General features: G+C 71.9%; 25 protein-coding genes. 8 read left to right on the top strand and 17 right to left on the bottom strand.

The window, feature by feature from the left end:
* Positions 1–70: 70 nt before the first annotated feature.
* Positions 71–754, top strand: a complete 684-nt coding sequence (locus tag Adu01nite_RS25735; protein WP_203730108.1) for a TetR/AcrR family transcriptional regulator — start codon at positions 71–73, stop codon at positions 752–754.
* Here the strand turns inward: Adu01nite_RS25735 and Adu01nite_RS25730 are convergent.
* Complete coding sequence (locus Adu01nite_RS25730; protein ID WP_203730106.1) at positions 747–1,550, bottom strand: class I SAM-dependent methyltransferase; 804 nt, start codon at positions 1,548–1,550, stop codon at positions 747–749. The genes Adu01nite_RS25735 and Adu01nite_RS25730 overlap by 8 nt on opposite strands.
* A complete protein-coding gene (locus Adu01nite_RS25725; protein WP_203730104.1) occupies positions 1,550–1,852 on the bottom strand; it encodes an MGMT family protein in 303 nt (100 codons plus the stop codon). The genes Adu01nite_RS25730 and Adu01nite_RS25725 overlap by 1 nt, the downstream gene beginning before the upstream one ends.
* Positions 1,853–1,913: 61 nt before the next feature.
* On the opposite strand from Adu01nite_RS25725, the gene proB reads away from it, so the two are divergent.
* Together proB and Adu01nite_RS25715 are read left to right on the top strand one after the other, a co-directional pair.
* Entirely contained in the window at positions 1,914–3,026 is a 1,113-nt protein-coding gene (gene proB / locus Adu01nite_RS25720) for a glutamate 5-kinase (protein WP_203730102.1), read from the top strand.
* 12 nt (positions 3,027–3,038) lie between these two features.
* The gene (locus Adu01nite_RS25715; protein ID WP_203730100.1) at positions 3,039–4,286 is read left to right on the top strand and encodes a glutamate-5-semialdehyde dehydrogenase; all 1,248 of its coding nucleotides are present in this window, start codon (positions 3,039–3,041) and stop codon (positions 4,284–4,286) included.
* 7 nt (positions 4,287–4,293) lie between these two features.
* Here Adu01nite_RS25715 and Adu01nite_RS25710 read toward each other — a convergent pair whose 3' ends face one another.
* From Adu01nite_RS25710 to Adu01nite_RS25685, 6 genes are all read right to left on the bottom strand, one after another.
* Positions 4,294–5,100 carry a prenyltransferase/squalene oxidase repeat-containing protein gene (locus tag Adu01nite_RS25710; RefSeq protein ID WP_203730098.1) on the bottom strand — a complete coding sequence of 269 codons (807 nt, stop codon included), beginning with the start codon at positions 5,098–5,100 and terminating at the stop codon, positions 4,294–4,296.
* Positions 5,101–5,200: 100 nt separating this feature from the next.
* The gene (moeZ, locus tag Adu01nite_RS25705) at positions 5,201–6,382 is read right to left on the bottom strand and encodes an adenylyltransferase/sulfurtransferase MoeZ (RefSeq protein WP_203730096.1); all 1,182 of its coding nucleotides are present in this window, start codon (positions 6,380–6,382) and stop codon (positions 5,201–5,203) included.
* A 107-nt stretch (positions 6,383–6,489) separates the two neighbouring features.
* On the bottom strand, positions 6,490–7,353 hold the full coding sequence (locus tag Adu01nite_RS25700; RefSeq protein WP_203730094.1) for a DUF3152 domain-containing protein: 864 nt from the start codon (positions 7,351–7,353) through the stop codon (positions 6,490–6,492).
* Between the two features lie 53 nt (positions 7,354–7,406).
* A complete protein-coding gene (locus Adu01nite_RS25695) occupies positions 7,407–8,282 on the bottom strand; it encodes a DUF3152 domain-containing protein (RefSeq protein WP_203730092.1) in 876 nt (291 codons plus the stop codon).
* A gap of 68 nt (positions 8,283–8,350) precedes the next feature.
* Positions 8,351–9,322 carry an alpha/beta fold hydrolase gene (locus Adu01nite_RS25690; RefSeq protein ID WP_203730090.1) on the bottom strand — a complete coding sequence of 324 codons (972 nt, stop codon included), beginning with the start codon at positions 9,320–9,322 and terminating at the stop codon, positions 8,351–8,353.
* Positions 9,319–11,316 (bottom strand): Daple, encoded by a 1,998-nt coding sequence (locus tag Adu01nite_RS25685; RefSeq protein ID WP_239132704.1) that lies wholly within the window; start codon positions 11,314–11,316, stop codon positions 9,319–9,321. The genes Adu01nite_RS25690 and Adu01nite_RS25685 overlap by 4 nt, the downstream gene beginning before the upstream one ends.
* A 504-nt stretch (positions 11,317–11,820) precedes the next feature.
* Between Adu01nite_RS25685 and Adu01nite_RS25680 the strand changes: the two genes are divergently transcribed.
* The 3 genes from Adu01nite_RS25680 (at position 11,821) to Adu01nite_RS25670 (ending at position 14,848) form a co-directional block, all read left to right on the top strand.
* Complete coding sequence (locus tag Adu01nite_RS25680; RefSeq protein WP_203730088.1) at positions 11,821–12,480, top strand: TetR/AcrR family transcriptional regulator; 660 nt, start codon at positions 11,821–11,823, stop codon at positions 12,478–12,480.
* 38 nt (positions 12,481–12,518) lie between these two features.
* Positions 12,519–12,743: a DUF3107 domain-containing protein gene (locus Adu01nite_RS25675; protein WP_203730086.1), complete on the top strand. Its 225-nt coding sequence runs from the start codon at positions 12,519–12,521 to the stop codon at positions 12,741–12,743.
* Positions 12,744–13,000: 257 nt separating this feature from the next.
* On the top strand, positions 13,001–14,848 hold the full coding sequence (locus Adu01nite_RS25670; protein WP_203730084.1) for a DEAD/DEAH box helicase: 1,848 nt from the start codon (positions 13,001–13,003) through the stop codon (positions 14,846–14,848).
* A 186-nt stretch (positions 14,849–15,034) separates the two neighbouring features.
* Here the strand turns inward: Adu01nite_RS25670 and Adu01nite_RS25665 are convergent, their stop codons facing one another.
* Together Adu01nite_RS25665 and Adu01nite_RS25660 are read right to left on the bottom strand one after the other, a co-directional pair.
* A complete protein-coding gene (locus Adu01nite_RS25665; RefSeq protein ID WP_203730083.1) occupies positions 15,035–15,334 on the bottom strand; it encodes a DUF2470 domain-containing protein in 300 nt (99 codons plus the stop codon).
* 17 nt (positions 15,335–15,351) lie between these two features.
* Complete coding sequence (locus tag Adu01nite_RS25660) at positions 15,352–16,008, bottom strand: biliverdin-producing heme oxygenase (RefSeq protein ID WP_203730081.1); 657 nt, start codon at positions 16,006–16,008, stop codon at positions 15,352–15,354.
* 105 nt (positions 16,009–16,113) lie between these two features.
* Between Adu01nite_RS25660 and Adu01nite_RS25655 the strand changes: the two genes are divergently transcribed.
* Positions 16,114–17,247, top strand: coding sequence for a class I SAM-dependent methyltransferase (locus tag Adu01nite_RS25655; protein WP_203730079.1), 1,134 nt, complete (start codon positions 16,114–16,116; stop codon positions 17,245–17,247).
* Here the strand turns inward: Adu01nite_RS25655 and Adu01nite_RS25650 are convergent.
* From Adu01nite_RS25650 to Adu01nite_RS25630, 5 genes are all read right to left on the bottom strand, one after another.
* The gene (locus tag Adu01nite_RS25650; protein ID WP_239132703.1) at positions 17,240–18,604 is read right to left on the bottom strand and encodes a DUF8832 domain-containing protein; all 1,365 of its coding nucleotides are present in this window, start codon (positions 18,602–18,604) and stop codon (positions 17,240–17,242) included. The two genes, Adu01nite_RS25655 and Adu01nite_RS25650, sit on opposite strands and share 8 nt — an antisense overlap.
* Positions 18,597–18,809, bottom strand: coding sequence for a heavy-metal-associated domain-containing protein (locus Adu01nite_RS25645; protein WP_203730077.1), 213 nt, complete (start codon positions 18,807–18,809; stop codon positions 18,597–18,599). The genes Adu01nite_RS25650 and Adu01nite_RS25645 overlap by 8 nt, the downstream gene beginning before the upstream one ends.
* Before the next feature lie 121 nt (positions 18,810–18,930).
* A complete protein-coding gene (locus Adu01nite_RS25640; protein WP_203730075.1) occupies positions 18,931–19,236 on the bottom strand; it encodes a metal-sensitive transcriptional regulator in 306 nt (101 codons plus the stop codon).
* A 165-nt stretch (positions 19,237–19,401) separates the two neighbouring features.
* On the bottom strand, positions 19,402–21,567 hold the full coding sequence (locus Adu01nite_RS25635; protein WP_239132702.1) for a RecQ family ATP-dependent DNA helicase: 2,166 nt from the start codon (positions 21,565–21,567) through the stop codon (positions 19,402–19,404).
* 162 nt (positions 21,568–21,729) lie between these two features.
* Positions 21,730–23,271 (bottom strand): glycosyltransferase, encoded by a 1,542-nt coding sequence (locus Adu01nite_RS25630; RefSeq protein WP_203730074.1) that lies wholly within the window; start codon positions 23,269–23,271, stop codon positions 21,730–21,732.
* 94 nt (positions 23,272–23,365) lie between these two features.
* Between Adu01nite_RS25630 and Adu01nite_RS25625 the strand changes: the two genes are divergently transcribed.
* On the top strand, positions 23,366–23,764 hold the full coding sequence (locus Adu01nite_RS25625; RefSeq protein WP_203730072.1) for a hypothetical protein: 399 nt from the start codon (positions 23,366–23,368) through the stop codon (positions 23,762–23,764).
* A 63-nt stretch (positions 23,765–23,827) separates the two neighbouring features.
* On the opposite strand, the gene Adu01nite_RS25620 is transcribed toward Adu01nite_RS25625, so the two are convergent.
* Positions 23,828–24,553: an SDR family NAD(P)-dependent oxidoreductase gene (locus Adu01nite_RS25620; RefSeq protein WP_203730070.1), complete on the bottom strand. Its 726-nt coding sequence runs from the start codon at positions 24,551–24,553 to the stop codon at positions 23,828–23,830.
* A gap of 104 nt (positions 24,554–24,657) precedes the next feature.
* Positions 24,658–26,544 (bottom strand): serine/threonine-protein kinase, encoded by a 1,887-nt coding sequence (locus Adu01nite_RS25615; protein ID WP_203730068.1) that lies wholly within the window; start codon positions 26,542–26,544, stop codon positions 24,658–24,660.
* Between the last annotated feature and the right edge of the window lie 74 nt (positions 26,545–26,618).

The raw sequence follows: 26,618 nt of genomic DNA, 5'->3' as shown, positions 1-26,618 counted from the left end.
TGGGAACAACAGTCTCACGCGTTTGCGGGAAATACAAGAGCAGTGCTCTCGTTATGGCACACTGGTCCGCATGAGCGCCTCAGGAGTTCGCGCCCGGGTCCGGGCCGAGATGACCGAAGAGATCAAGACGGTGGCCCGCCGGCACCTCGCCACCGACGGGGCCAACCTGTCGCTGCGCGCGGTCGCCCGGGACGTGGGCATGGCCTCGTCCGCCGTCTACCGCTACTTCGCGAGCCGGGACGACCTGCTCACGGCGCTGATCATCGAGGCGTACGACGGGGTCGGTGCCGCCGCCGAGACGGCGTCGGCCCGACCGGCCGAGGGCCAGGCCGATCGGCTTCTCGCGCTTTCCCATGCCGTACGCGATTGGGCGCTCGCCGACCCGCACCAGTGGGCCCTGATCTACGGCAGCCCGGTCCCCGGCTATCAGGCGCCGCAGGACACGATCGGGCCCGCCACCCGGGTGATCATGGCGATCGCCGCGATCGTGCAGGCCGGCTACCAGGCCGGCGAGATCGAACCGCGACCGGAGCCCACCGGCCGCTACGTCGAGGAGCTGACCGCGGTCGCCGAGCAGTTCGGCCCGAACGTCCCGCCCCGGCTCGTCGGCTCCGCGATGTCGGCCTACTTCCAGCTCAACGGCGCGGTCAGCGCCGAGCTGTTCGGCCAGCTCAAGAACTCGGTCGACGACGACCGCCGGGGCTTCTTCGAGTTCCAGATGCGCGGCGCCGCCGCCTTCATCGGGCTTACCTGACCGCCCGCAGCACGTGCCCGCCCGGCGTGTCGGCCGGGACGTCGCTGCGGCCGAAGAAGTGCGCGGCCAGCTGGGCCGGCCCGAGGTCCTCGATCTCGCTGAAGCCGAGCCCGGTCAGGTCGGCCGCGATCTCGGCCGGCTCGAAGTAGGTCAGCCACGGCTCGCCGATCTTGGCCACCCGCGCGGCCCGGGCCTCCAGGGCGGCCCGCCGCTCCGGCGCCATCTTCGCCGGGGACTGGGCGTAGTCGAAGACCACCTCGTTGCCCGGCGCCCCGGCCACGAAGCCGAGCGTCTCGTCGAAACCCGCCCTGGTCAGGTAGGGGACGACGCCGAGCCAGACGAAGAACGCCGGCCCGTCCAGCCGCAGCCGGTCGGCCAGCGACTCCTTCTCGAAGTCGACGCCGGTGTAGGACACCCCCGGCGGCACCTCGATGTGGGTCGCGGCCAGCCGCTCCCGCTTCCAGGCCTGGGTGTCCGGGTGGTCGACCTCGATCACCCGCACGTCCTCGAACGGGTTGCGGTAGGCGAACGTGTCCAGCCCCGCGCCCAGCACCACCACCGTCCGCACGCCCCGCCGCACGGCCGCGGCCAGCGCGTCCTCGGCGAACCGGTGCCGGGCCGCGATGAACATCCGCATCGCCCGGCGGGGCGCGTCGGCCTGCAACTCCTCCGCGGTCGCGCCGAGGATGCGCGGGGCCAGCGGGTCCTTGAAGATCGCGCCGAGCTCCAGGAACTGGTGCGCGGCCCGGTAGCGGGCCGCGCTGTAGGCCGTCTTACTCGCCTGTCCGGTTTCCATCACGGCATCCACAGGGCTCGGGACACGTCCACACGATCACCTTTCAAGGGGACGCCCTCGCTCAGCAACCGCTGCCGGGCCTCCTGCTCGTGGCCGGGCGGCATCCGTCCGGCGCTGTTCACCACCCGGTGCCACGGCACGCCGCCACCATGGCGAGCCATGATGTTGCCGATCTGCCGGGCCGAGTTACGCCCGGAGACCTCGGCGAGCGCGTCGGCGACCGCACCGTACGACATGACCTTGCCCGCCGGGATGCGCTCGACGAGTGAAAGCACCTCTTCCACGTACTCCTGCGGTGTCACCCGGGCCACGATATGGGATCTCGACTCGGTCCGGGCGACCCACCCGAGCACAATGGGCCGGGTGCGCGAAGTGGTGACCGGTGCGCGCCGCATCGTGGTCAAGGTGGGTTCGTCCTCCCTGACCACGGCGGCCGGCGGCCTGGATGAGCAGCGGGTCGATGCCCTCGTCGACGTGCTCGGCGGCCTGGCCACCCACGGGCGCGAGGTGGTGCTGGTCTCCAGCGGTGCCATCGCGGCCGGCCTGGCGCCGCTGCGGCTGCGCCGACGCCCGCGCGACCTGGCCACCCAGCAGGCCGCGGCCTCGGTCGGGCAGGGCCTGCTGATCGGACGGTATGCGGCGGGTTTCGCCCGGCACGGCCTGACCGTCGGCCAGGTGCTGCTCACCGTCGACGACGTGACCCGGCGGGTGCACTACCGCAACGCGTACCGGACCCTGCGCAAGCTGCTCGACCTGGGCGCGGTGCCGATCGTGAACGAGAACGACACGGTCGCCACCGAGGAGATCCGGTTCGGCGACAACGACCGGCTCGCCGCGCTGGTGGCCGCCCTGGTCGACGCCGACCTGCTGGTGCTGCTCTCCGACGTGGACGCGCTCTACACCGGCAGCCCGTCCGACCCGGCGTCCCGCCGGATTCCGTATGTGACCGGCGACGACGACCTGGCCGGCGTCAAGGTCTCGACGCCCGGCAAGTCCGGGGTCGGCACCGGCGGCATGGTGACCAAGGTGGAGGCGGCCCGGATCGCCACCGGCTTCGGCATCCCGGTCGTGCTGACCTCGGCGCCGCAGGCCGGATCGGTGATGACCGGCGACGACGTGGGCACCCTGTTCCGGGCGGCTGAGCACCGCCCGGCCGCTCGACTGTTCTGGCTGGCCCACGCCACCGCGCCGCGCGGCCGGCTGCACCTCGACCCGGGCGCGGTCACCGCGGTGGTGGCCCGGCGCAAGTCACTGCTGCCGGCCGGGATCACCGCGGTGGACGGCTCGTTCGCGGCCGGCGACCCGGTCGACCTGGTCGATGCCGGCTCCGGCGCGCCGGTGGCCCGCGGCCTGGTCAACTACGACGCCGTCGAGCTGCCCGCGCTGCTCGGCCGTTCCACCCCCGAGTTGGCGGCCGCACTCGGACCAGGCTATGAACGTGAGGTGGTCCATCGTGACGACCTCGTCCTTCTGTAACGGGAGCTCCGGATGACGACTGTGCTGAAGCAGGCCGCCGACGCGCGTGTGGCCTCGATCGATCTGGCCGCCGCCACCCGGGCCGAGAAGGACCGGGCGCTGCTGCTGATGGCCGACCGCCTGGTCGAACGGGCCGAGGACATCGTGGCCGCGAACGCGGTGGACGTGAACAATGCGCGCGACGCCGGCCAGACCGAGGCGATGATCGACCGGCTCACGCTCACCCCGGCCCGGGTCGAGGCGATGGCCGACGGGCTGCGCCAGCTCGCCGCGCTGCCCGACCCGGTCGGTGACGTGGTGCGCGGTTCGACCCTGGCCAACGGGCTCGAGCTGCGCCAGGTGCGGGTGCCGTTCGGCGTGGTCGGCATCATCTACGAGGGCCGGCCCAACGTCACCGCGGACGCGGCCGGCATCTGCCTGAAGTCGGGGAACGCGGCGCTGCTGCGGGGTTCCGGCTCGGCGTTCAGCTCGAACGCCGCCATCGTCGCGGTGCTGCGCAAGGCGGTCGCCGACACCGGCCTGCCGGCCGACACCATTCAGCTGCTCGACGCCACCACCCGCGACTCGGTCAAGGAGCTGATGCGGGCCCGCGGCCTGGTCGACGTGCTCATCCCGCGCGGCGGCTCCAGCCTGATCCGGACGGTCGTCGAGGAGTCCACGGTTCCGGTGATCGAAACTGGGGTGGGCAACTGCCACGTCTACGTGGATCAGTCCGCCGACCTGGAGAAGGCGCTGGCCGTCACGGTCAACTCGAAGACCCAGCGACTGTCCACCTGCAACACCGCCGAGTCGCTGCTGGTGCACGCCGACATCGCCGACTCGTTCCTGCCGCTGGTGCTGGAGGAGCTGGCGCTCAAGGGCGTCACCGTGCACGGCGACCCGCGGGTGGCCAACTACAGCGACGACGTCGTCCCGGCCACCGAGGACGACTGGGGCCGGGAGTACCTGTCGGCCGACATCGCGGTGGCGATCGTCGACTCGATGGACGACGCGCTCGACCACATCCGCCGCTACGGCACCGGGCACACCGAGGCGATCGTCAGCGAGTCGGCCACCACCAACCGGCGGTTCGCGGCCCGGGTGGACGCGGCGGCCGTGATGATCAACGCGTCGACGCGGTTCACCGACGGCGGCGAGTTCGGCTTCGGCGCCGAGATCGGGATCAGCACGCAGAAGCTGCACGCCCGCGGCCCGATGGGCCTGCCCGAGCTGACCTCCACGAAATACATCGTCTCCGGCAACGGCCACACCCGGGGCTGACTGACTGTCAACGGCAGGCGCGCAGCACCGTCAGCGTCGTGTTCACGTCGAAGGCCGGGCCCTCCGCGCTGTCCCAGCCGCCGTCGGTGCGCTGGGTGGCGGCCAGCCGCTTGCGCGCCTCCTGCAGCAGCCAGTCGTCGCCGAGGTTGACCCGGCACAGCGCGGCCGCCATCGAGGCCACATCGGCCGGGGCCATGTCGTTCAGCCGGTCGCCGAGCACCAGCTGCACCCGGGCCGACTCGTAGAAGAACTGCTGGGCGTGCAGCAGGCCGGTGGCGTGCCAGCCGGCCGCCAGGAACGACGGCCAGGTGCCGTCCGGGCGCAGCTGGGAGACGAAATAGCCGGCCGCGGCCTGGAGAGTGTTCGCATATCGGGCCGGCTGGTCGAGGTGCGGGTGGACCTCCACCTCGGCGACCGTGAACCAGAAGCCGGCCAGCGCGGTCAGGTGCAGGGTGGCCTCCGGGTCGCCCGGCATCGCCCAGGGCGGCGCCTCGGCGGCGAGCGACTCGTTCTCCTGCCAGGTGCCGTCCATCCGCTGTGCAGAGGCCAGCCAGCCCAGCGCGCGGTCGACCACGTCGCCGCGCAGGCCGCCCAGGTCATCGAGCTCGTTGAGCCGAAAACAGGTGGCGTCGACGGACGGGATCACCCCGTCGGTGGAGGCGGGCCAGCCGCCGGCCGCGGTCTGCCCGGCCGCGATGCGCTCGACGATGGCCGGCGCCGGTGCCTGCTGGGTGCGCAGGTAGGAGAGCCGGGCGCGCTCCACGGTGTCGCCATGTGCGACCACGTACCCGATCGCGGCGTCGATATCGACCACGTCGGTGACGCTACAACGCCGAACGGTAATCCGCCTCTGTTTGTTAACGCACAACGATCACTCTGGGGAGCTAGGTTTCAACTCCCCAGAGTGATAGTCGTCAGTAAGAAGGCAGGGACGGGTCGACCGTGTTGACCCAGGAGACGATGCCGCCCTGGACGTGCACGGCGTCCTTGAAGCCGGCCGCCTTGATCGCGGCCAGGGCCTCCGCCGAGCGCACGCCCGACTTGCAGTGCAGCACGATCTGCCGGTCCTGCGGGAAGCGGGACAGCGCCTCGCCGGAGAGGATCTCCCCCTTCGGGATCAGCACCGCACCCGGGATGCGGTTGATCTCCCACTCGGCGGGCTCGCGCACGTCGACCAGGAACACGTCCTTGCCGGAGTCCTGCCAGTCCTTCAGCTCGCGGGCCGTGATGGTCGCGTTCTGAGTGGCCTCCTCGGCCTCGGCCGACACCGCGCCGCAGAAGTCCTCGTAGTCCTCCAGCAGCTCGGTGACCGTCGGGTTCTCCCCGCAGAGCGCGCAGTTCGGGTCCTTGCGGACCTTGATCTTGCGGTACTCCATCTCCAGGGCGTCGTAGACCATCAGCCGGCCGACGAGCGGCTCACCGATGCCGGTGATCAGCTTGATCGCCTCGTTGACCTGGATCGAGCCGATCGACGCGCAGAGCACGCCGAGGACGCCGCCCTCGGCGCAGCTCGGAACCATGCCGGGCGGCGGGGGCTCCGGGTAGAGGCAGCGGTAGCAGGGACCGTGCTCCTCCCAGAAGACCGAGGCCTGGCCGTCGAAACGGTAGATCGAACCCCACACATACGGCTTGCCGAGCAGCACGGCCGCGTCGTTCACCATGTAGCGGGTGGCGAAGTTGTCGGTGCCGTCGACGATCAGGTCGTACTGGCTGAAGAGCTCCAGGACGTTGTCGCGATCCAGCGCGGTGTTGTGAATGATCACGTTCACCAGCGGGTTGATCTCGCGAATGCTGTCCGCGGCCGACTCGGCCTTGGGCCGGCCCACGTCGGAGACGCCGTGGATGACCTGGCGCTGGAGGTTGGACTCGTCGACCGTGTCGAAGTCGATGATGCCGAGCGTGCCCACCCCGGCGGCGGCCAGGTAGAGCAGGGCCGGCGAGCCGAGGCCACCCGCGCCGACGGCGAGAACCTTGGCGTTCTTCAGCCGCTTCTGCCCGTCCATCCCCACGTCCGGGATGATCAGGTGACGCGAGTAGCGGCGGATCTCGTCGATGGTCAGCTCAGCGGCCGGCTCGACGAGCGGGGGCAGTGCCACGGTTTACTCCCCGGGTTGACGGTAAGGATCGCTAGCCATTGTTGCTCGTTGACGGATGTCGTAGCCATGACGTTGCCCACCGGCCCGACATGCGGGACAGGGAATATTCACGAACCGCCCGGGTACGGCCAGGAATTGGCGATGCAGCCCTTCAGACCGTACGTCTGCTGCATCATCACCGGCGCGACCTTGCCCTTGCCCGGACACCGTTGGTGGCCGTGCCCCAGCTGGTGGCCGACCTCGTGGTTGACCGCATAGGCGCGGTAGACGTCCAGCGAGGCGCCGTAGCCACGGATGGCCCCCGCCCACCGGTCGTCGTTGATGATCACCTTCCGGGGCACCCGGCAGGAGGTGAATCCGTCGGTCTCCAGCCCGCCGGTGCGGCACATCCGCTCCGATGTCTTCGCCGAGGCCAGGTAGACGATGAACTCGGCGTGCGCGGACTCCGGGACCCGCTGGAAGCGGAAGCGGTGGCTCGCGATCCAGCTGCGGCGGTCGCCGAGAACCCGGTTGACCTGATTCGCGAAATCGAGGGCACCGGCGGTCGGTTTCTCCACCGCGATCTTGAAGCGGTGGATCGGTCCGCGGTTCCCCACGATCGGCCCGAAGCCGGCCACGTAGGCGAACGAGCCACTGGCGCCCGCCAGCCTGACCTTTGGCTTGGCGGGGGTGGCGACGGCCGGTCGAGCCGAGGGGGCCGGGGCCGGTGGGACCACGATGCGGTCGCCCTCGTCGGCCCGCACGTATCGGCCCACGGCGAGAACTCCGGCGGCCAGCAGGACGTAGACGAGGGCCAGCAGGATGCGGCGGCGGAACCGGGCGGGGCGGGGCTCGACCGGCTCGTCCTCGGCGGCGAGCGGCGGGGGCTCCTGGCGGGACAACGGGCGCCGGGTCATCGCCGGCGGATTGCGGTCGGGATTCCAGACCGCGACGCCGGCCCACGCCTCTTCCGTCCTTCCCGGCAAAGTCATGACATAGCCGAGATTGCCACGCCGGATCGCGGGAGAAGGGCGGTTTTCGCTGGCTACCTCGCCGGACCGGTCAGGAACCCGTTGCCCCGGCGCGGCCAGGCGTAGGGCACGCAACCGCGGGTGGTGAGCGTCTGCTGCACCATCACCGGAGCTGGGCCGCCCGCCTTCGGGCACCCCTCGTGCCGATGCCCGAGCTCGTGCCCGACCTCGTGGTTCACCACGTACTGCCGATAGGTGGCCAGCGGCACCTTCGCGTACAGGTAGGGCTTCGCGGACAACCGCCAGCGGTCCAGGTTGATGATCGCCTTACCGGTGGTGCGGCACGACGTGTACGGCACTCCGTTGATCCGGATGTTGGTGCCGCCGTTCAGGCACATCTTCCCGGCCGTGTCCCGCGTCGCCAGGTAGACCGTGAAGTCCGCCTTCTCCGCGCCGGGCACCATCTGCAGCCGGACCTGGCCGCCGCCGATCCAGCTCTGCGGGTTGCCCAGGGTCGACACCACCGAGCTCGCGAACGCGGTCAGGTCCTCGTTGCTGCCCTGCTCGACGGCGACGTGGAAACGGCGCAGTTTGCCCTGGGTGCCGAGCACCGGGCCGCGGGTGGTCGCGTACGCAAATGTGCCGGAACCGTGCGACGGAACCGCACCCGGCAGACTCAGCTGATCCACCGCCGGCTGGTCCACCGCCGGCTGGTCCACCGCCGGCGCCGAAGGCGTCGTCGTGGTCTCCAACATCGGAGCTGACGCGGATGGCGTGATGGAAGTCACAGGAGTGGTCGGGACCGTGGCTGCGTTGGAGCTCAGCCCGCGCCCGGCGAGGAAACCCGACGCCACCACCGCGGTCAGCACGAGCAGCGCGAGCCACCAGCGCCGCCACCGGTCCGGCGGATTTGGGGGCCGCGTGACGGGCAGGGTGGCTTCCTCGATCATCGATCGCCAGGGTTTCACACGCAGCGATCGTTGTCTTGCCGGGCCGATCTTGTGAGAGCGACGTCGCCCTATCCGGCCGGTTTCGCCGCCGGGGCCGAAATCTCGTCGAGCATGCCGACGATCGCCCGCGCCACCAGCCGCGGCACCTCCATCTGCGCGACGTGGCCGACGCCCGGCAGGATCAGCAGCCGACTGTCCGGGATCGCCCGGGCCACCTGGGCCGGCACCCGCGGGTCGATCAGCCGGTCGCCGAGACCGCCGATCACCAGGGTCGGCGCGGTGATCTCGGTGGCCAGTCGCCACATCGAGTTACGGCCCGGCAGGTACGCGCGCAGGAAGCTGGAGACCAGGCCGCGCAGCGTGCGCAGATAGGCGCTCGGATAGTGCTCCACCGTGTAACGCAGCCGGATCTCGTCCATCGCCTCGGCCCGGCGCTGCGCGCTCGCCTTCCGGGGGTCGCCGAAGCACGCGGCGAGCACCTGCTCGGCCATCTCCTCGACCGGGATCCGGGTCATCCCCCACGCGAAGATCCGGTCGGCCAGCGGCAGCGCCAGCACCGGCAGGTAGGGGCCGTGCGCCGTGCGGCGCGGATCGAGGAACGGCATCGCCGGGGAGATCAGGGTGAGCGAACGGATCAGATCAGGGCGAAGAGCGGCTACGCGTACGGCGATGGAGCCGCCCAGCGAGTTGCCGATCAGATGGACCGGCCCCCGGTCGGCGTGCTCCAGGTAGCCGGTGAGGGTGGCGGCGAACGCCGGGATCGAATAGCGCGGGCTCGGATCGCTGTAGCCGAACCCGGGCAGGTCGACCGCCTGGGCGTCGAAGCGGCCGGCGAGCAGGCCGGCCACGTCGGTGAAGTTTTGCGAGGAGCCGCCGAGGCCGTGCACGTAGACGGCCGGTTCGGCGTCCGGCCGGGTTGCCGGAGTGTCCCGGACGTGCAGCATCGACCCGCCGATCTCGACCCGGCGTGCGGGCCACGGGGGTGGTGCGTCGTCGTCCGGCAGCAGAACGGTGTCGTCGGAAAGTCTTGCGCCCTTCATCGGGACAAGAGTGCCTCTAGGCGACGGTTGACCGCCGCCAAAGTTGCCCGAACCATGGCGTGCCGGTCGTCACTGGACACCACCGCCGAGCCGGCCAGCTGCTCCACCCAGCTGTTGCAGGACAACAACAGCACGACGACGGCGACCTGGTGGTTGCCGAACGGGACGGCGGCCGCGTGCTCGACGAAGCAGCGGGCCGGGCCGTCCGGGTGATCGGACTCGCTCAGCAGGTCGTTGACCGCGCCGGCGGTGGCCATCGCGCACAGCCGCAGCAGGTAGCCGTCGACCGCCGGGCCGTCGGCCACGCCGGACGACACCCGCCCGCCGACCGCCAGCCGGACCTCCACCGAGGCGTCCGTGCCGTACGTGTTGACGTTGACGTTCTCGATGACGATGCGCGGGCCGGGCTGCTCGCCGGGGTAGAGCGGGCGCGGCGGGCCGGGCTCGTCGTCGGCCGGGACCACCGCGTTCGGCTCTTCCTTGCGCTCGTCGCGGCGCTCTTCCTTGCGCTCCTCGGCGCGGGGCGCGGGCGGCTGGATGCGCTCGGCCGTCACCGGGCGAGCGGCCTCAACCGGGCGCGGGGTCTCCACCGGGCGGGCGGGCTCGGGTGGGCGCTGCGGCTCGGGTGGGCGCTGGTCCAGGCGGGGCCGCTCGGGCTCGGGTTCGGGCCGTCGGGGCGGCGGCGGGGTGGCGGCCGGCATCGGGGTCGGGGCCGCGACCGGCATCGGGGTCGGCGTCGCGACCGGCGCCGGCGGCGCGCTGCGCTGCCGGGTCGGCACCAGGGCGGCCGGCGAGACCGGGGCGGGCGGAGCTGCCGGGGGCGCTGGTGGTGCGTCACCCTTCATCGCCGCGTCCAGACCCATCCGGTCCTGCAGCAGGCGGGCCACCCGGCGGCTCACCTCGGCCGGGTCGGCGCCCTCGGCCAGGTCGAGTCGCAGGCTGTGCGCGCCGGTCGGGGTGGCGCGCAACGATGCGTCCCGCACGCCGTCCACGCCGCGGACGGCGGCCAGGATCGCCTGGACGTCGAAGCCTTCCTCCCGCTCGCGCGGCTGCACCACGTCACCGCGGCGCAGATGCGTCGCGATGCGGGCCAGCTGCGGCGTCTCGGCCGTCGGCTCCGTCAACGGGGGCTCCGGAACTCTCGGAACGTCCGGTTGGGCCGGCACGCGCTGCGGCAGACCCCGAGGACCGGGGTCGGCCGGCCCACCGGCTCCGGCGCCGGAGGGCGAGTTGCCGAACGCCGCATATGCCGCGGGCGGGGTGTAGCCCGACGGCTCGGCGACCGGCCCGGATTCGTACGACACCCGGCGCGGGAAGCTGGACGGATCGTACGACGGGCGGGCCGGCGGCGCTTCATCGGCGGGGGCGGTCGGCGGGCTCGGCTGATAGGGCGCCGGCGACTGCGGCCGGGCGGGCTCGGGCGGGCTCCACTCGGAGCGCCGGGCCGACGGGGCGGCGGGGCGCACGAGGGGCACGGCGGCGCGCTGCTGGGCGGGCGCGGGCGGCGGCGGTGTGGGCCGGTTGTCGTCGAGGTCGCCCTCATACGGGTACGGCGGCGCGCTGTTCGGCGTGGGCAGGTCGTAGCCCCGCGCCTCGGCCGTCCGCAGGCTGGTGGGCCGGCTGGCCCGGGAGCCGAGGCCCGGGTCGGCCGGGCGGGAGCCCAGACCCGGGCTCACCGGGCGGGAGCCCGGACCGGGGTCGGTTGCGCGGTCGGCGACTCGATCGGCGCCCTGGTCTGCGGCCCGGTCGGCGGCTCTTTCGGCGGCTCTTTCGGCGGCTCTGGAGCCCAGGCCCGGCTCGGGCGAGATGGGCCGGGCCATCGGGGCGCCGGTGCTCTCGCCGATCGGGCGGGACGACGGCGCGCCCGGCTCGGTACGCGGCGCCGGCGGACGGGCCGGCTCGCCGCCGGGCGGAGTCAGGTGAGCCAGCAGGTCGGAGTAGCGCGGGCGGGTGTCCGGCCAGCGGCCCTCGGCACCGGGGCTCGTGGGTGCCACGGACGGGGGAATTTCGCCGGACTGTTTGGCATCGACGAAGCCGGGCGGGGCGGGCGCCGGGACCGGATTGGGCACGGCCGAGGCGGGCTGCACCGGGATCGGCTGCAGAGGAGTGGGCTGAACCGGGCCGTATCCTCGGTCGGGCGGGGGAAATGACTGATTGCGCGGGAACGGCGTTGGCCGGCGCCACGCCGGTACGTCGTTTTCCGGGTCGAGTGCGCTGCCCGCATTGGACCAGGGACTATCCTGCGTCACCCAGCCGTTCACCCGAGTGCGCTCACGCGAATCGGCACTGTTGCCGCCCTCTGCGGCTCCAGTGTCTCCGGAATGCCCTGATTCATCCACCGCGCGCTCCTCGCTCGCCCGTGCTGAGGCTACCGTGTGCATGCGGTGGCGATAAGTTGCAGCGTCGCGACAGTTGCCGGCTCGACTGCGACGAGCGCCGATCCGGACAATCCGCGCCGACCCAACCGCGGGGACCGACCCCCTGGAGGTTTGAGAGAGATGACCGCTGCGTCTGGCGGGGCACAGACCGCCCGGCCCACTCGCTTGCCGCGCTCCGCGCGCCGCAAGCAGTTGTTGGCTGCCGCCCAGCAGATCTTCGTGGCGCACGGCTACCACGCCGCCGCGATGGATGACATCGCTGAGCGGGCCGGGGTTTCCAAGCCGGTGCTCTATCAACACTTCCCCGGCAAGCTCGAGCTCTATCTCGCGCTGCTCGACACGCACTGCGACGCGATAATCGCCAAGGTTCGCGACGCGATGCTGGCGACGCACGACAACAAGGAGCGGGTCAAGGGCGCGGTCCGGGCCTACTTCGACTTCATGGACCACGAGAGCGAGGCCTTCCGGCTCGTCTTCGAGTCCGACCTGCGCAACGATCCGCAGGTCCGGCAACGGGTCGAGCGGGTCGAGCAGGGCTGCATCGCCGCGGTGACCGACACCATCATCTCGGACACCGGGCTCAGTTCGGATGCTGCCGAGCTGCTCGCCTCTGGCCTGGTCGGGGCGGCCGGGCAGTCGGCTCAGTTCTGGCTCGCGAACGGACGTCGTACGCCTAAAGCTGAAGCCGAATCGCTCGTAGCTGCACTGATCTGGCGCGGGGTGGCCAGCTTCCCCCTGCAGGGCGGCGCATCGGGCGGAACACCGGCCGAAATCGGATAACCTTCAGTGCGGTAACACATGCACAGAGGGAGGGCCCCGTGGAGGTCAAGATCGGCGTGCAGCACACGCCGCGCGAGCTGGTGCTCGAGAGCGCTCAGAGCCCGGCGGAGGTCGAGCAGGCCGTGACCGAGGCGATGGCCAAGGACAGCGTGCTGTCGCTCACGGATGAGAAGGGCCGCAAGGTGATCATCCCGATCGCCAAGGTGGCTTACGTGGAGATCGCCGAGTCGTCCAACCGACCGTTCGGCTTCACCACCCGCTGAGGTTAAGAGCTCGTCCGGAGGGCATCCCGTTGTCCCGGGATGCCCTCCCGTAACTCTGCTCTGAGGTGCACGATCTCGCGGTCGGGTAGACTGGCGTGCGTTGCTGTCGACGTCGATTCACTTTCACCTGAAACGACCTGAATCGCCGCGGCAACCCGCGCGCGTGCGGCCCGCTTTTATCAGCGTGTGGCCCGCGCCCTACCCATAGCGCGCCCCTGACACGACGGGCGCACCACGAGAGGCACCCGTAAAACTTCATGACAGACATCGAAAACTCCGAACCCGCACTCGTACCAGTTGTCAATCGCGCTCCCGTCCGTCCGGACAGCCCCACCTTCGCCGAGCTGGGTGTCCGGGCCGAGACCGTCGAAGCGCTGGCGAAGGCCGGCATCACCAGGGCCTTCGCGATCCAGGAGTACGCACTGCCGATCGCGCTGCGCGGCACCGACCTGATCGGCCAGGCGCCGACCGGCACCGGTAAGACCCTCGGCTTCGGCCTGCCCCTGCTCGAGCGGGTCACCGCCCCCTCCGAGGGCGCCGACGGCAAGCCGCAGGCACTCATCGTCGTTCCCACCCGTGAGCTGGGCCTGCAGGTCGCGCGCGACCTCGCCGCCGCGGGCAGCACGCGCGGCGTGCGGGTGCTGCCGATCTACGGCGGCGTGGCGTACGAGCCGCAGGTCGACGCCCTCAAGAAGGGCATCGAGATCCTGGTCGGCACCCCCGGCCGCCTGCTCGACCTGGCCAAGCAGAAGCAGCTGAACCTCAAGTCGATCAAGGCGCTCGTGCTCGACGAGGCCGACCGCATGCTCGACCTGGGCTTCCTCGACGACGTCGAGAAGATCCTGGCGATGCTGCCCGACGAGCGGCAGACCATGCTGTTCTCGGCGACCATGCCCGACCCGATCGTCGCGCTGTCCCGCCGCTTCCTGCACAACCCGGTCACGATCCACGCCGGGCACACCAGCGAGAGCGGCCCGTCGCCACTGACCAAGCAGGTCGTCTACCGCACCCACCCGCTGAACAAGCTGGAGATGGTGGCCCGCATCCTGCAGGCCCGCGGCCGCAGCCTCACGATGATCTTCTGCCGCACCAAGCGGGCCGCCGACCGGGTCGCCGAGGACCTCGACTTCCGCGGCTTCGCGGTCGCGGCGGTGCACGGTGACCTCGGCCAGGGCGCGCGCGAGCGGGCTCTCCGTGCCTTCCGCTCCGGCAAGATCGACGTGCTGGTCGCCACCGACGTCGCCGCCCGCGGCCTGGACGTCTCCGGCGTCACCCACGTGATCAACTACGACTGCCCGGAAGACCCGGACACCTACACGCACCGCATCGGCCGCACCGGTCGCGCGGGCGCCACCGGTGTCGCGGTCACGTTCGTCGACTGGGAGGACATGCCGCGCTGGGTCCTCATCGACAAGTCGATGGGCCTGAACATGCCGCAGCCCCCGGAGACCTACCACACGAGCGCCGCGCTCTACTCCGACCTGGACATCCCGACCGACATCTCGGGCACGCTGCCGACCGCCGACCGCAACCGGGTCGGCCTGGCCGCCGAGATCGAGGAGGACCTGGGCGGCGGTCGTCGGCGGCGCGAGCCGGCCGGGCGCGGTCGCGGTGGGGCGGCTCCCCGCCGGGGAGGACGCAGCGGTTCCAGCGGTCCCGCTGACGAGAGCACGCCTGCGGCGTCCGAGGACGGGGGCGAGCGGCCCAAGCGGCAGCGTCGCCGGCGTCGGGTCGACGACGATGCGGCTCCCGAGGTGGGTACGCCGGAGGTTGCGCCGGCCGCCGGCTCGACCGAGGTGGCGCCCGCTGCGGACGATGCGGCTCCGAAACGTGCGCGGACCCGGCGGCGCGCCCCGGCGACCACGATGATCTTCGAGGACGGTGGCGACGCCGCTCCCGAGCTAACCGTCGTGGCCGACTCCGGTGACGCCGACGACTCCGCCGACTCGGACGACGCCGACCGTCCCCGCCGGCGCCGCCGCCGGGGTGGCCGTGGCAGCCGTGGCTCCGGCAACGGTTCCGCCACCGAGGCCGACTCCGACTCCGACTCCGACTCCGACACGGTCGTGAGCTCGGCCGACGTGAGTGACGGCGCCACCGCCTGATCGTTTTCTGTCATTCGGCCACGGCTCCCATTCGGGACCGTGGCCGAAATGCGTTACCGGCCGCAGCGTTACCACCGGGGCCGGGCCGCAGCGGGCGGACGGCCCGGTGGCCGACGGTGCTCCCACTGACGGGCGGGTTCCGGTGCTACGGCGTACTCAAAGGAAGCGTGTCGGGATCACGCAGCGTCAGTGGCTCGGGGTTACGCCGAGCGCAGTGCAGGCGTCGCGGTACATGCGGACGGCTTCCGCCCGGACCTGGCGGCGCTCGGTGAGACGCTCGGCGAACGGGACCCGGACCGGGACCTCGATGCCGTCGACCACCGCGGCGAACTCCATCGCGTCGGCGTCCATGCCGGACATCCGGGCGGCGGTGGCCGACGGAATACCGCCCAGCGACCGCACGATCAGCAGGTTGTCGTCGGCGTGGTCGCCGTTCATGTGACCGGCGATCTGCTCGACCACCTCGGGCGGGAACGGATCGGTCATGGTCTTCTCCCTGGTGGTCAGGTCCAGCGGCGACGGAGGTCGTCGAGCACGGCGATGTTGAGCCGGTACGCCTCGAGCACTTCGGTGACGAACTCATCCTGTTCGTAGTGTGACCAGGGCAGCGAGTCAAGCAACTGACGGTAGTAGGTCTTGAGGGCGGTGGGCTCGATGCCGTCGAAGATGAAGAAGCGGTGGCCGTCGCCGTTCAGGCCGTAGGCGCGGGCGATGGCACGCCCCAGGTACTGCCCGCCGGAAAGATCGCCCAGGTAGCGCGTGTAGTGGTGGGCGATGAAGCCGATCGGGTGCGAGTTGGCGGCGTAGCGCAGGCGGGTGCAGTAGGTGGTGGTGGCCGGCAGCGCGGCGATCCGATCCGGCCAGCACGGGCCGTGCAGATAGTGCAGATCGGCCTCGAGCGACGGCAGCCGCATCAGCTCGGGGAAGACGAACGCGCGCGCCACCGGGTCGTCGGCCATCGTGCCGGCCGCCAGCTCGAGCGCTTCGTAGAGGAACCAGTGCTGCGCGGTGAGATCCGCGTAGGCCTCCCAGGGCAGCAGGCCCGAGGCCAGCGCGTCGAGAAAGCCGCTACCCTGCGCCGCCTCGTGCGCGGCGTGCGTGTCCCGGCGCAGCCGGGCGGAGAGCCGGTCGGCCCCCGGCAGGTCGGCCATCAAGGACATCGGCTGCGCACCTCATTTCTTGGGGGCACAGCGTAGCGATAGATCCACTTCATGTCTCACCCGTTGTGATCGAATCGCCGATCCGGGGCCAGGCACAATTGAGGGATGCCCCAGCCCTTGGCGGACGTGCTCGCCGAAGTTCGCACCCTCCTGCTCGACCCCGCGCTCACCCGAGCCGTCGCGGCCGGTCGCCGCCGCGGTCAGACACCCTCGGTGACCAGGGCAGAGCTTCGCCCCGTCGCCCTCAAGGGCGGGCCCAAGCTGCAGATCGTCACCGACGACGGGGCACGCCCGTTCACCCGGAATGTCACGTTCGGCGACGAGGCCGCGGCGGCCGTGGACGAGCTGCTCGCCGAGCCGTTCGGCAACTGGCATGTGGAGACGTCGTCCGCGACGGTGCAGGTACGAATCACCAAGAAGGGTGACGCTCAGGTGCATCGGTCCGCGGCGGTCACTACGGGTGATCTCGCTCACGATCGCACCAAGCAGTGGCTGCTCGACCCGGGCGATCCACTGTTCTCGGTGATCGGCGGCAACGCGGCCAAGCGACGCCAGGTCGACGCGTTCCTGCGCGCGCTCGCCGCGACGCTCCCCGAAGAACTGCCGACGCCGCTGCGCGTCGTCGACCTGGGCTGCGGAAACGCCTACCTGACCTTCGCCGCCTACCGCTACCTGGCCGGGCGCGGCGCGAAGGTCGAGGTGGTCGGGGTCGACGTCCGCGAGGACCAGCGGGTACGCAACACCGCCGTCGCCGCCGACCTGGGCTGCGCCGACGACGTGACGTTCGTGGCCGGCACCATCGAGGACGCGAGCCTGCCGTTCACCCCCGACCTGGTGCTGGCCCTGCACGCCTGCGACACCGCCACCGACCAGGCGCTGGCCCGGGCGGTGCGCTGGGAGGCCGACTGGGTGCTGGCCGCGCCGTGCTGCCACCACGACATCGCCGCCCAGCTGAAGGGTTCCCCGGCACCGGCCCCGTTCGGCGAACTCACCCGGCACGCGATCATGCGGGAACGCTTCGCCGACGTGCTGACCGACTCGCTACGGGCATCGCTGCTGCGCCTGCACGGCTACCGGGTGGAGGTGGTCGAGTTCATCGACTCCGCCCACACCCCGCGCAACCTGCTGCTGCGCGCCCGCCGCACCGACGCCGCGCCGACCCCCGCCCAGCGCGAGGAGTACGAAACCCTGACCGGTCAGTGGTCCGTGACCCCCGCGCTGGAGAAGCTGCTCAGTTGACCGCGACCGTCCAGGCCGCGTCGTGCACCTGGCCGGCCACCTGGAAGTCGAAGAACATCCGGTAGGTCCCGGCGCTCGGCACCGACACCCAGAACTTGACCTTCCCGTCGACCAGCTGCGTCTCCGGGTGGACGTGCACGTAGGCAAGATCGCCCGCCCGTAGCACCACCAGATGACCGTAGGTGCCCAGGTAGGGCTCGAGCACCGCGGTCTGGTGGTCGGGCCCGGCCACGCCGATCAGCAGCGGCTGGGTCGACTTCGTGCTGGGCGCACCCTCGTAGCCGACCGCGAACCCGTCGGTCGCCACCGCCTTGATCGGCGCGGGCAGGGCCGCCGGTGCGTAGTTTCCGGCCACCGTGAGGTCACTGCCGAGCGTGGTGGCGATCGGCGCGCCACCGACGACCGCGGTGAAGTCGGCGACCATCCGGTAGATCCCCGGGTTCGGCAGCGTGAGGTCGATGCCCCAGGTGCCGTCGGCGGCCATGCTCGGATGCAGGTGCTGGAAGCCGGTCAGGTCCCGCCGGACCACGATGAGGTGCAAAAGCTTCTCGTGCACGATCGCGTACGTCGTGACCGGCGCCCCACCCGGCCCGGTGATCCGGAAGCTGAGACGCTGGGGTTTCCCGGCCGCGAACGTCGTCGTGCCCGGCACCAGGGTCAGGCCGCCGGAGCTCAGCGAGAGTCCCCCGACCGCCGCACCGACCGAGGTCGCGGCGGCGGTGCCGGTCTGGGTGACCGTGCCGTCGGTGGCGTGAGCGTGCGGCTGGCTCTCGTCCATGCCCGGCATCGCCGCACCGGTGCCGGTGCCTGTGCCGCTGCCGGTGCCTGTTCCGGCGCCGGTCGCCGGTGGTGCCGACGCCGAGGCGGTGCCGTTGTTCAGGCGGCCCAGGCCGTAGCCCGCGAAGAGCACCACGATCAGCAGCGCGCCGAAGGCCGCCAGTCGGAACCCGGCCTTGTCGCCCGCGGCGGTCGTCTCCGAGAGACCGATCGCGGTCAGATCGCGCTCACTCCCGCCAACCGGTTCTTCCGTGGCTCCGGCTTGCTGCTCTTCCGCTGCTCCAGCGTCCTGTTCAGCCGCGGCTCCGGCCTGCTGCTCCTCCGCTGCTCCGACCTGCTGCTCAGCCGCGGCTGCGGCTGGCTGTCGCTCCGCGGCTCCAACGTGCTGCTCAGCCGCGTAGGCGTGCTGCTCAGCCGCGTAGGCGTGCTGCTCGACCGCGCTGGTCGGCTGCTCGACCCCGCCGGACCGCTGCTCCGCCACGCCGCCGCCGCTGGACAGTCGCTCACCGGCATCGGTTGTGCTGCCGGACGGCCGCAGACCGGCGCCGGTTGCGTCTTCGGCGGCTGAGCCGTCAGGCATTCGCGAGCTCGTAGCCGGCCTCGTCCACCGCGGCGCGCACGTCGTCGGCAGCCAGGGGCGTCTCGCTGGTCACGGTGACCGCGCCGGAGGCCAGGTCGACCTGCACCTCCGCGACGCCCGGCAGGGCGGTGAGCTCGCCGGTGACTGCCTGGACGCAGTGCGAGCAGGTCATCCCGGTCACGGTGTAGGTGCTGGTCACAGCCATGAAATTGCCTTTCTTCGGTTTTCTCGCCCGCGGCTTTCGCCGGCCCGAACCGCTTTCGCCCGCCCGGGTTGTCTTCTCGCCTGCCCGAACCGCTTCTCGCCCGCTCTGCGCGCCTCGCCCGTCAGGACCGCACGAGCCGCGCGATCGCGTCGGACGCCTCCTTGACCTTGGCGCTCGGGTCACCGGCCCGCGCCGCGTCGACGACGCAGTGGGCCAGGTGGTCCTCGAGCAGGCCGATCGCCACCGCCTGGAGCGCACTCTTGGCCGCGGAGATCTGAGTCAGAACGTCGATGCAGTAGGTGTCCTCGTCGACCATCCGCTGCAGCCCGCGGATCTGTCCCTCGATGCGCCGGAGGCGCCCGAGCAGCGCCGCCTTGTCACCGGAGTAACCGTGCGGACCATGGTGCGACGTCGATTCTTCGGACATGACGCCAGCATACCCCCTACCCGTATCCGGGCCGCCCCGCGGCCACCCCTCGCCGAACCCGCCTACCTAGATCCATCCTGTCCACTAACAGCCCATTTGTCACCACCGGGCACCCTTAGGCGCGACATTCCGCGGTCACCCCGGCCGGTGCGGGACCGCCGCCGATCAGGCGGCCACGGCCAGCGCCAGCGGCAGCACCCCCTCGGCGCCGGCTCGGCGCAGGGCGCGGCCGGCCAGGACCATCGTCCAGCCCGAATCCACCAGGTCGTCCACCAGCAGGACCGGGCCGCCCAGGGTCGGCAACTCGGCGGTCACCTCGGCCGGGACAGTGAAGGCCTCATGCAGGGCGCGCACCCGCTGCGCGCTGTTGCCCCGGGCGTCGCCGCCGGGCGGTGCGGCCGAGGTGATCGCGCCCAGCAGCGGCAGCCGGCCCACCCGGGCGATGTGCTCGGCCAGCGTGTGGATCAACTCGGGGTGGCGTCGTGAAGACACCTCGACCACCGCGGCCGGACGGCGCTTCCAGGCATCCTCGCCGTGCGCCCAGGCCTTCAGGATCTCCACCACGGCGGCCGCCAGCTCGCCGGAGATCGCGCCGTCGGGCGCCTCGGGCGCGACCACCGTGCGCAGCCGGCCACCCCAGCCGAGGTCGGACAGCCGGCCGACGGCCCGGCCGGGGTCGATCTGATCGGCCGGGGCGATCTTGCCCTTGAGGGAGATGCCGACCGCGGCCATGCCGGTCGGCCACATCTTCTTCGGGGAAATCTCGACGCCGGGCCGGCCCAGGAACGCGTCGGCGGCGGCCAGCGAGGCCGGTGACACCTCGGCGTCGAACAGCGGCTCGGCACAGTTGTCACAACGGCCGCACGGCACCGCATCGGGGTCGTCGAGGCAGCGGCGGAGGAACTCCATGCGGCAGGCGTCGGTCTCCGCATACTCGATCATGGTCTTCTGCTCGGCCGAGCGGGCCTCGGCGACCCGGCGCAGCCGCGCGGTGTCGTAGGTCCACGGCTCACCGGTGGCGAGCCAGCCGCCGCGGGCCCGGCGGACCGCGCCGTCCACGTCGAGAACCTTGAGCATCATCTCGAGCCGGTTACGGCGCAGGTCGACCAGCGGCTCGAGGGCCTGCGTCGACATCGGACGGTCGGCCGCGAGGTTGGCCAGCACCGAGCGCACCTGGTCTTCCGGCGGGAACGCCAGGGACGCGAAGTAACGCCAGATCGCCGCATCCTCCCGGCCGGGCAGCAGCACCACCTCGGCGTGCTCGACGGCCCGGCCCGCCCGGCCGACCTGCTGGTAATAGGCGATCGGCGACGGCGGTGCGCCCACATGGATCACGAAGCCGAGGTCGGGTTTGTCGAAGCCCATGCCGAGCGCCGACGTCGCGACCAGCGCCTTGATCTTGTTGTCCTGAAGGTCCTGCTCGGCGGCGCGGCGCTCGGCATCCTCCACCTGGCCCGTGTAGGACGCCACCGGGAAGCCGCGCGAGCGCAGGAAGTCGGCGGTCTCGGTGGCCCCGGCGACGGTGAGTGTGTAGACGATGCCGGAGCCCGGGAGCCGGTCGAGGTGGTCGGCGAGCCAGGCCAGCCGATGCGCCGGGTTGGGCAGGTCGAGCACGGCCAGGCGCAGCGAATCACGGTCGAGCGGGCCGCGCAGCACCAGCGCGTCGCCGAGCTGCTCGGCCACGTCGGCGGTCACTCGCGAATTGGCGGTCGCGGTCGTGGCCAGCACCGGCGTGCGGCCCGGGAGTCCGGCGAGGAACGTGCGCAGGCGCCGATAGTCGGGCCGGAAGTCGTGGCCCCAGTCGGAGACACAGTGCGCCTCGTCGACCACCAGCAGCCCGGTGCTGCCGGCCAGGCCGGGCAGCACGTTGTCGCGGAAGTCGGGGTTGTTGAGCCGCTCCGGACTGATCAGCAACACGTCGACCGCGCCGGCCCGGATCTCGTGCTCGATCTCGGACCACTCGTCGAGGTTGGCTGAATTGATGGTGCGCGCCCGGATGCCGGCGCGGGCAGCCGCCTCCACCTGGTTACGCATCAGCGCGAGCAGCGGGGACACGATGACCGTCGGGCCGGCCGGCGGATCATCGGGCTCGGCCGTCACACCGTCACGCAGCAGGGCGGTGGCCACGAAGTAGACCGCCGACTTGCCCCAGCCGGTGCGCTGCACACACAGCACCCGCCGCCGGTCGACGGTGAGCGCCTCGATGGCCCGCCATTGGTCTTCGCGCAGAACGGCATGCGCACCGGCGAGCCGGCGCAGCACCTCCTCGGCGCGCTCGCGCACCGCTGCCCGCTCGGCCGTCCCGGCTGTTGTCCGCGTTGTCTCGGTCACCCGGCATGTCTATCAGCCGCCACCGACAGAACCGGAGTTATCCACAGGCCAACCGTTGTCCACAGGCCGGCGAGAAACTTCAGCACCGCCCGTGCCGCCGAGGCCAGAATCAGACCTGCCCAGGACGATCGGAAGGAGCTCATCGTGATCCGTAAGCCCAGGTCAGCTCGGCAACAATCCCTCGATCAGGTCGACGGCCACCGGCGCACCACCCGCCGCCGTCATCGCCGCGCCGAGCTCGCCGGCGCGGGTTCGGAAGGCCGGGTCGGAGCGCACCCGGTCGACCGCCTCGGCGATCCGGGCGGCCTTCGGGCTTCCGGTCCGCAGGTCGAGGCCCGCGCCCGACCAGGCCACCCGGCGCGCAACCTCCGGCTTGTCGAGCGAACCGCCGGCGACGACGAGCGGCACCCCGGCCTGCAGGGCGGCCAGCACCCCACCCCAGCCGCCGTTGGTGACCATGACGTCCACGAGCGGCAGCAGCAGGTCGTGCGGGAGAAACGTGGCCGCCCGCGCATTCGACGGAAGTGGCCCGAGCGTGGCCGGGTCGGCGCCGCCGGTCGTGCAGACGACCAGCACGTCCCGGTCGGCCAGCCCGTCCATGGTGGGCCGCAGCAGGTCGGCCGGGTCCATGTCGAGGGTCCCCTGGGTCACGTGCACGACCGTGGCGGCCTCGGCGAGCTCCGGCCACCAGTCGGGCAGGCCGGCTGAGCCGCCCGGGCCGGCCGGCGAAGCGGCTCGACCAGCCGGGCGGCCTGCACCGACCGAGTCAGCCGGGTCAGCCAGGATGTCGTGCAGGGTCGCCGGTCCCGGCCGGGGAACGGCCAGGCCGGCCGCGGCGGCCGCCGCAACGGCGGCAGCTGCAGCAACGGCATCAGCAGCGGCCGTCGCTGCATCGGCAGCAGCGACAGCGGCGGCTGCGGTATCAGCGTCAGCGGCAGTGCCATCGGCAGCGATATCGGCAGCGGAGGGGGTGGCTGAGCCGGGCGGCGAGGTTGCGGGGGCCAGGCGGCCGACGAAGTGGACGTAGGGCGGGAGGTCGGGGCGTGGGTATTCGAGGCCCGGCACCCCCTGGGCGATGATCAGGTCGGTGGAGTAGATGCCGTCGAAAAGGCGGCCCGGCTCGACCGGGCCCAGGCCGACGTCGGCGCGGAGCTTGTTCAGCTTCGGGTCGGTGATGCGTCGGTAGAGCGCGTTGGTCAGGCCCCGCGAAGCGGCGTCGCGGGCCCGGCCGAGCGGGCCGCCGCCCGGGGTCCACGGCATGCCCAGGGCCGGCAGGTGACGGCTGGTCAGGGACAGCGGTGTGACGGTGACCGTTGCCCACGGGATGCCCAGTGCCTGGCCGGCGATGGCTCCGCCGAAGGCGACCTGGTCGGTCACCAGCAGGTCGTAGGGTGCGCCGGCCATGATGTCGGCGATCTGGCCGGCGGTGGTGCCGAAGAGGACGTATTCACCGTTGGCCTGGGTGCCGCGGAAGCCCTTGCCGTCGCCGACCTCGGGGAAGGTGGCGGCCAGGTCGGCGTCGTCGAAGTCGGTGGCCTTGATCCAGGGGAGCCAGGTGGCGCCGGCGGACAGGAAGCGGTCGCGGTATTTCGCGCCGGTGTAGACGACTACCTCGTGGCCCCGTCGCACCAGCTCGGCGGTGATCGCGCTCATCGGGCCGACGTGCCCGGCGAAGGGCATCGATGCCACCAGGATTCTCGCCATTCCGCGAACGCTATCGGACATCGAGGTCCTCGTGGTGTCTGCGCAGTCCCGTGAAGTCCTTGACAACAAAATTTGTCGGTGGCAGGCTCGGATCATGTCCAAGACGATTGCCGAGAAGCTGCTGATCAAGCCGAATACGACCGTGTGGCTGTCCGACCCGGCGCGGCTGCCGCTGCTCACGCCGATGCCCGAGGGGGTGCGCGAGGTTGAGACGCTCGCCACCGCCAGCACGGCGGTGCTCTTCGCCGAGGACGCGGCGGGCGCGCGCAAGCAGCTCGAGGAGCACCGCGCCGATCTGGCCAAGCCGGGGGTGTTCTGGGTGGCTTATCCGAAGGGCAACAAGGCCGACATCAACCGCGACACCCTGTGGCCGATTGTCGCCGACTTCGACATGCGCCCGTGCGGTCAGGTCGCCATCGACGACCGCTGGTCCGGCCTGCGCTTCCGGGCCAACCGCGAGGGCGAGGGCCGCTTCACCGGCGGCGCGAAGTAACACCGCCGGCCGGGCTCGCCAGCGGCGGTCGGGTCAGCGGCGGTCGGGTCAGCGGCGGTCGGGTCAGCGGCCCAGGACCGTGCCGCCGTTCACGTTGATGATCTGGGCGGTTACGAAGCCGCCGCCGGGGCCGACCAGCCAGCGGACCGCCTCGGCGATCTCGTCGGGGGCGCCGGAGCGCTTAACCAGGCTGGCGTTCACTCGGCGTTCGTGGCCCTCGGGGGTCATCCGGCCGTCGAAGAACTCGCTGTCGGTGATGTAGCCGGGGGAGATCACGTTCACGGTGATGCCGTCCTCGCCCAGCTGCGTCGCCAGGTCCAAGGCGTAACCGTGCAGTGCTGCCTTGGCCGCCGAGTACGGGCCTCCGCCGCCGCGCTGGGCGGCGATCGAGCTGGTCAGGATGATGTGGCCGCCGGGGCGGCGGAACGCCGGGAGCAGGGCCGTGGTGGTCAGCACGGCCGAGAGCACGTTGGAGTCGAGGGTCGCGTGCCAGCGGGCCGCGACCTCGTCGAGTGTGGAGTCGTCGCCGGCGATGAACGCGCCCGCGTTGTTGACCAGGACGTCCAGCCGGCGGTCGCCGACCGCCTCGACGATCCGGGGGATCTGGGCCGGGTCGGCGACGTCGGCCGTCACCGCGCTGGCCTGCGGGCCGATCCACTTCTCCGCGTCGGCCAGCACGTCGGCGCGGCGGCCGACGATGATGACGTCGTAGCCCTCCCCCGCCAGCATGCCGGCCGTGGCCCGACCGATTCCGGTTCCGCCGCCGGTCACCACCGCAAGTCTCGACATGCCCCCGACCCTAGTCCGCGAGCTCCGAGCGCCAGCGAGAAGCCGCTAGCTCGGAGGCCCGGCGGGATGCCGCGAGCTCAGGAGCCCAGGCGGGAGCCGCGAGCTCAAAGGGCCAGCGAGAAGCCGGATCCGGTGCGGGCCACCGGCGGCAACGACGGGGTCGTCGGCGCCGGCGGCGGGGTGGCCGGCTGGGTGCGGCCCGAGCGCTTCCGCGGCGCGCTGCTCTTGCGCGGCGGACGATCGCGTTTCGCGCCGCCGCCTACGGACCGGTTCGGCTGCGCCTTGTCCGGGCCGGAAGGGCCGGACGCACCGGAAGCGCCGGAAGCGCCGGACGCGCCCGAAGCTCCTGAAGAACCAGAACCGCCGGAGACCTCGCCGATCACCTGGGTCGTACCGCCCAGCACCTCGGCCCGGCAACGACGGCCGTCCAGGGTGAATGCGAGCGGCAACAGGTTGTAGCCGCGATAGTCGCCCCGCAACCGGAAGGTCCGCTGCGTGCCACGCCCCTTGGCGATCACCTTGCGGCCCTTCTGCGCCACCGCCTTCGGCGACCCGGTGAGGCGCTGCGAGCCTGGATAGGTGAAGACCACCCGCCACGGACCGCGGCCGACCTCATCGGTGGTGACGACCGTCAGCAACGCCTCGTAGTCCCGGCCCGAGTCGCGTTTGAGCTGGTAGCGGACCGAGCAGGCGGTGTTCGCCGGGGCCACCGCGGCCGCACCGGCGCCGGCACCGGCCGCCTGGGCCTGTTCCACGGCCGGCGATTCGCGGGTGGCCGCCCACCCGACGCCCGCCGCCCCCAGCAGCGCGGCCGTGATCACCGCGGCGTGCAGACGATGCCGCCCGGCGAACAACGCCCGCCCGGTCAGCACCTCGCGAGCCGCCCCACCACCGGCGAACAGCCCACCACCGAGCGACCGCACCCCACCCACCCGCAGCCACCCACCGACCTTCAGCCCGGCCCGAAGCCGCAACAGGCGCACCGACGACAGCAGCCGCCCACCCGAAGCGGAAACCGGAGCGGACGCGGACGCAGACGCAGACGCAGAGGGGGAAGAGGAGGCCGACACCGGAGCGGCGTTGCCCCGCACGGACGCCGGCGCGTCCTCGGCCCGCTCCCGCAACGGCGGAAGCACCGCCTGAAGACCGACCAGAACGGCCAGTGAACGGGCCGCTTCGGCGGCATCGGGACGACCATCCGGGGCCTTGCTCAGGCACCGGAGGCAGAGGGCCTCCACCTCGGCCGGCATTCCGGCCAGGTCGGGCAACGGAGCCGGATCGGCGTACAGATGGGCTCGCAACGCTTCGGCGGTGGTCTCCGCAGGCCAGGGCAGGCGGCCGGTCAGCGCGCGATAGAGGAGCAGCCCCAGCGCGTACACATCGGTGGCGGCCGAGACCTGGGCACCACCCAGGCGTTCCGGCGCCAGGTAGGCGGGGGTGCCGAGCAGGCTGCCGTCGGGCGCCGCGTCGCGTTCGCCGACGATCGCGGAGATGCCGAAGTCGACCACCTTCGCGCCGGCCCCGGTCAGCATCACGTTGGCGGGGGTGACATCCCGGTGCACGACGCCGCGGGCATGGGCCGTGGCCAGCGCGGACGCCACCTGCATGGCGACGGTCACCGCTTCCCGCCAGGGCAGCGGCCCCTTCCGTACGAGGCGGGCCGCGACCGATTCGCCGTCGTTCAGCTCCATCACCACGTACGGCACGGTGAGTCGTTCGGAGAGCGGCGATTCGCCGAAGTCGAATATGCCGGTGATATGCGGATGGGTCAGCCGGGCGGCGGCGAGCGCCTCCTGCCGGAGCCGATCACGGAAGCTCTGGTCCTCGGCGAGCCGCGGCGACAGCACCTTGACCGCGACCGGCCGGCCGAGCGTCTCGTCGTAGCCGCGCCAGACCTCCGACATGCCGCCGGTGCCGAGCTTCTCGAGGAGCCGGTAGCGGGCGCCGATACGACGCGGGGCAGCCTGACCGTTTCGCTCCGTCCGCCCCATCTGCCGATTGTGACCCGCGCTACCGTCCGCCCGGCGCCGCACGGCAAAACCCGTGCCGGACTCCGATAAAAACC

The organism is Paractinoplanes durhamensis (assembly GCF_016862175.1).
Classification (GTDB): Bacteria; Actinomycetota; Actinomycetes; order Mycobacteriales; family Micromonosporaceae; genus Actinoplanes; species Actinoplanes durhamensis.
This window is presented reverse-complemented; position numbering and strand designations above follow the sequence as displayed.